The organism is Rodentibacter trehalosifermentans, from assembly GCF_002000545.1.
Lineage (GTDB): Bacteria > Pseudomonadota > Gammaproteobacteria > Enterobacterales > Pasteurellaceae > Rodentibacter > Rodentibacter trehalosifermentans.
Genome location: NZ_MLHL01000013.1, coordinates 1 through 5,332, shown reverse-complemented (window position 1 = coordinate 5,332; position 5,332 = coordinate 1). Strand labels below are relative to the sequence as shown.

5 protein-coding genes and 1 pseudogene are annotated in these 5,332 nt (G+C 36.2%); all 6 read left to right on the top strand.

Annotated elements, in window-relative coordinates; genetic code table 11:
* Window positions 1-523 (top strand): HNH endonuclease (locus BKK52_RS02675; protein ID WP_244160210.1); only part of this gene is annotated, 523 nt, incomplete at its 5' end.
* 1 nt (window position 524) lies between these two features.
* Window positions 525-1,010: an SMI1/KNR4 family protein gene (locus BKK52_RS02670; protein ID WP_165688457.1), complete on the top strand. Its 486-nt coding sequence runs from the start codon at window positions 525-527 to the stop codon at window positions 1,008-1,010.
* 36 nt (window positions 1,011-1,046) lie between these two features.
* On the top strand, window positions 1,047-3,740 hold the full coding sequence (locus tag BKK52_RS02665; protein WP_244160209.1) for a hemagglutinin repeat-containing protein: 2,694 nt from the start codon (window positions 1,047-1,049) through the stop codon (window positions 3,738-3,740).
* Window positions 3,741-4,285: 545 nt separating this feature from the next.
* Entirely contained in the window at window positions 4,286-4,636 is a 351-nt protein-coding gene (locus BKK52_RS02650) for a hypothetical protein (protein ID WP_077477802.1), read from the top strand.
* 97 nt (window positions 4,637-4,733) lie between these two features.
* A pseudogene (locus BKK52_RS13815) lies at window positions 4,734-4,898 on the top strand (deaminase domain-containing protein); the annotation flags it as partial.
* On the top strand, window positions 4,898-5,269 hold the full coding sequence (locus tag BKK52_RS02640; protein ID WP_077477800.1) for a hypothetical protein: 372 nt from the start codon (window positions 4,898-4,900) through the stop codon (window positions 5,267-5,269). The pseudogene BKK52_RS13815 and the gene BKK52_RS02640, both read left to right, overlap by 1 nt.
* Window positions 5,270-5,332 lie beyond the last annotated feature (63 nt).

Here is a 5,332-nt window from a genome sequence, read left to right as displayed (position 1 = left end):
TGAAGATGTTTATGGAAAAGGGAATGTTAAATCTACAACAGTGGTGAAAAATCCAAGAAGTACAGTGAATAATCGAATTTTGCCAACAGGAGAGCATATTGATGTGATTACTTCTGGTAATGGCAAGGCAGTAAAAATTACGGCTAAAGATGAATTTGGTAATATGAAAGAAATAGCAAATATACCTTATGATTCTAGAGGATTTCCTATCTTTGATGACGTGGCTAAATTTACCACTACGATAAAAACAACTGAAAATTACACGAATAGTTCTGTTAGACGAAGAAAGGAGATGATTAATGCTACTTTAGAATTAAAAAATAAGATATTAGATGGAACAATAGATAAATCGTTGTTTAATAAAATTCAATTAGAACAAATCATGAAAGGAAAAGATAAAATTGATGGATTTACTTGGCATCATAATGCTCAATCAAGTCCAAATAATATGCAGTTAGTTCCAACCAATATTCATGATCCAGTAAAACATATTGGAGAAGGTGCTTTAAGTGAGGGAAGATAATATGAAATTTAGAAATATAGATATTTGGTATCATGAGGGAAGAGGGAATATAAACACTATATTAGATTTTCAAAAGAGGTTTAATATTATTTTACCTTCTTCTTATAAAGAATTAATGATTAAATATAATAATCCTAAGTTTGAACAAGATTCGTTTGATTTTTATGATTCGTATCATAAAACAATGTCCTCAACGTCATTTAGTTTTGATGGTTTTAATTCTCAATATGAGAATATATATAACCAATTCATTTATTTTGACAAAGAAGGCTATAGTAATGTTTACTTATTTGGGCATACTCCAGAGGGAAATTGGATTTGTTTTGACTATAGAGATTTTCCTAATTCATCTGAACCTAAAATTTCTTTAGTTATTCATGATGAATACGATGAAGATACAGGTAAATGGCTAATTTTCCATGTTTCGGATAACTTCGATCAACTGTTAGATAGTCTTTATGATTTTAATGAAAGATACCCAGATTAATTTAAATTTGTAAGAACGAATTAATTTTTTCCGTGCGTGAAACTGTGTTTCACACACGTTACGGTTGTTGAAAACCCTTTATCAAATGAAAGCGGCAGAAGAAGCGGCGAATTAACCATAAAAGCCCGGGATGAAAAACTGACTTTTGAAGGCGTGGATGCCAATGCCAAAGTGATGGCACTTTCAGGCAAACAGGGTATTGAAATAAAAGGCGTGAAAGACGAAGAGCATCAACGCACGAAAAACCAATCAGTAGGCGGCAGTGTGGGTGTTTTTGTGGGGATGAACGGCAACAGCTACGGCTTTGGTTTGGAAGGGGCGGTGAATGTAGCGAAAGGGAAATCAAACGCCGATAGCGAACGTTGGCAAAACAGTCACCTGAACGCCGATAAAATCATCACGAAGAGTGAAGACGGTGGATTAACGCTTGAAGCCGCCAATCTTAAAGCAAAACGTTGGGAGGCAGACCTTCAAAACCTGACGCTCACCAGCCGCCAAGATACGGAGAAATACGAATCCAAACAAACCAGTGCTGGGGCTAGTGGGTCGATAGCCTATGGTTCGGGCGGTGGGGCTTCGGTGAATGCGGCGTATAGCAAGGCAAAAGTGGACTATGCCCAAGTGAAAGAACAAACGGGCATACAAGTGGGTGAAGGGGGAATGAACGCCATCATCCAAAACCACACGCAATTAAATGGCGCGATAATTGAAAGCACCGCAGATGCCGATAAAAATCGCTTTAAAACAGGCTCAATCAGCCATCGTGATATTGAAAACAAAAGTGAAATCAAAACGGAGAGTGCGAGTATCAGTGCCGGCACGGGCGGCATTAATCCAATGCAAGCCGTCAACAGTGCGTTAAGCCTTTTGGGCAACAGCAACGAACGTGAACGAAGCCTGACAAAATCGGCCATCAGTGAAAACATCCAGATTGAGACCAAAACACCGGAAAATCTGACCGCGCTTTCGAGGGATACAAAAAACGCGAATCAGCAAGTCGCCAAACAAGACTTGCAGAAAGTGCAAGAGCGGCAAGAAATGGCGAAAGTGATAGGGGAGATTGCCAACAACGCCGTTAACATAGCGACTTATGAAGAACGGGAGAAAATCAACAAGCTAAGCCTTGAGAAATTTAAGGTTTCGGAGAAATTGGGAGATAAGCGTAATACCGATGAGGGTAAACAAATCCTTGCGGATTATGATGCACAAATCAACCGAATCCAAGAGAATATCGACAGCATCTATGGCATTAGCAGCCCAAATGGCATGGCAATCCGAGCGGTGACCGCAGCGCTTCAAGCCGCCGCACAAAATGACACAAGCGGTGCGATAGTCGCCCTTGCCTCGCCTTATCTGAATAAAAAAATTCATGAGATGACAGATGGCAACACGGCAAAAGACAAGGCAGCAAACTTGGCTGCCCACGCTTTGCTTTCAGCAGTAGAATTCCAAGTGACGGGCAAAGACCCACTGACAGGGGCCGTTGCGGGCGTCACAGGTGAAGCCACCGCAGAAATCCTCACCAAAGCGATTTACGACAAAACGCCGGAGCAATTAACGGCAAGTGAGAAAGAAAACATCAGCACTTTAAGTCAATTGGCAGGGGGCTTGGCTGCTTCGCTTACCGCAAAAGCCAATGGCACGACAGACCAACAAGGTGGTACATTCATTAGTGCCACTGCGGGAGTTGAAACGGCGAAAAGGGCTGTGGAGAATAATTTCTTGAGTACACTTTCTCAAAATAGACGAGAGGCTCTTGAGAAAAAAATAAAAGAGGGTAAGGCTTCACAAAAAGAGATAATGGAATTTATTTCTTATGAACAAGATGACCACACCAGTGATTATCTTGCGGATAAGGCTCGAAATCACCCTGAAAGAATGACGGATGATGAATGGAGTAGATTAGGTGGCTACATTCAACGTTATGTATCAGAAAGTTTACGCACTCGGGAAATTCCGAATGAAATTAACCGAAGTGTCAAAGAGATAGTTTCGGGCAATTACATCAAAGGTTATGGCTATGCTTATGCATTGGATGAGAAATATCGTTCTGATTTGCCGAGTCGTTGGTCTTGGAACAGAGTAGAAAAGTCAGAGCAAGAAGAGCTTTATTCAGATTTAAAATATAAATATGTTACTCGACCTAATGTAATTAGAGAATCCTTTGATTTTAAAGTAGCACACTCAACAAAAGATGGTCTAGAAGCATTGTCTATAGCTTATAGTGGCTTAGGAACCCTAAAAGGTGCTCAAACCATAAATAAAGTGATGTCTAACTCAAGTAAATTTACTTTAGGCATTGCAGGAGCCGGAAGCGTAGGTAGTCAATTACTCTCTGATGGTAAAGTAGATCTAAGAACTTTAGCGATTGATCTCGTTACAGCATATGGTCTAAAAGATAAAGGAATTATTTTAACCGTAGGAGGAAATGCAGTATCCGGAGCTTTAAATAGCTATGTTACTGACAAATCTATCTCCCAAGGGGCAACAAGTAGTGCTATCGGTTCTGCCATTGGATATGGATTTGGAAAAGCGATTGAAATCCCATTGAGTAAAAAATATCCAAATTCAACTTGGACTAAATATAATCCACAACCTATTAATGATAATTTACCTTATGTTTATGGTTATAAAAAAACTATTGTTCCTAACGTATTAGGCTCAATGTCAGGAGAGCTTAGTAATAAAGCTTTTCAAGGATATTACTTAAAGAAAAAAGGAGAAGAATAATGAAAAAGATTATTTTTATTTTTATTTTCTCTGCTTTTGCAGGAATTATATTGATGTTTATTATGTTTTTGTTGGCAAATGTTTTTTATAATATTAATCAGGGGCGATGTTTTTATCAAATTGATCTTTTTTCCTTTTTTACGGAGACTACAGTTCGAGAGATATACTTTTGGATTTTTGTATCTGCTATGTATTTTATAATAATTTATCTCCGATATAAAGATTACTAGCAAGTGAGGGGCGCGTGGATGATTTATCATTCATGCTCGAATTAATTTTTTCCGTGCTACGCCTGCTACATCATTGGAATATTTAACAGGTGCAAGATATGTAATGAATTCAGGAATTAATAAAGGAGAATTAAGAAACTGATTTATTAAATATTTAGGCAATACAACTAAAAAAGGAGATACTAAATTTGCCTTTGTAGGTACTGATCTAGATGGAAATATAACAACCTATCATACAAAAAGTGGAAAAGAGTTTTGGAAATTATTAAATGATGATAATTCCCATAAAGTTATTTATCCTAAGGGAGAGAGAAAATGAAATATTTTTGCACTTTAATTAGTAATGATGAATCTGATGTAGTAGTGTTGGTAAATAATATTAAACTAAATTGTTTTTCTAATATAGGATTGGCTCATAAGATTGGAGATAAGTTCTTTGCTGAAATAGTTGTTTATGATGATTTTGATGTGTTCCTAAGTAACTCGACTAATAAAGAAATTAGACAATTAAAAGGATATGAATACTTGATAACCGGAGTATTAGATATTGATAGAGGAGGAGTAGATTCTCTATTCTTCTTAGAATTAGATGAATTATATGATTATGGTTATTTAGATAAGAAAATGGTTGATGTGAGAGTTGTTAGATTAGATATCATAGAATAATGGTTATTTAGCAGATAAGCGTAGGGTATGTGAATGATGAATCATTCACGTTAAGCTTGCTGAGTATAAAATTTTTTCTAATTGAGCTGATCAACTAGGAGATAATTTTCAAGCTAAAGGTCAAGTAACGATTTTTACAGAACGTCCCGCTTGTGTAAGTTGTCTAGGTGTAGCGGATCAATTTAATAAACGTTATCCAAATATCAAATTAAATATTTTTGATAACAATGGAAATTTAATTAAGCCTAATGGGAAAAAATAATGACAAAACGAATAGATTATAAAACATTAAAACAATGGTTTTTTGAAGATGCATATTTATGGTGTCAAAGAAAATTTAGGAATGGAAAAGTTTATCAATGGGAAAAGAGTGAAAGTGAATGGGGGGGAGCTTTAGATAGTTTTGAGGGCAACTTTAATTTGCCGATAGAAAACTTAATGCTATATATTATATATGTAATATTAAGGGGAGGACGTAATCCTTATGGGCATAGAGCGGCGTTAAATGACATTGATAAAATATTATCTGAAAATAATTTGAATGATTTAATTTCAGAATTAGGAGAAGAAGAAAAACAAGAATTTCTTTATGATTTAAATTTGGTTTTGAATAATAGAGAAATTGAAGAATAACGATTTAAAACGAAAATAAATTACCACTAAGAGGAAATGAAAAGCATCAGTGCCGGCATTTCA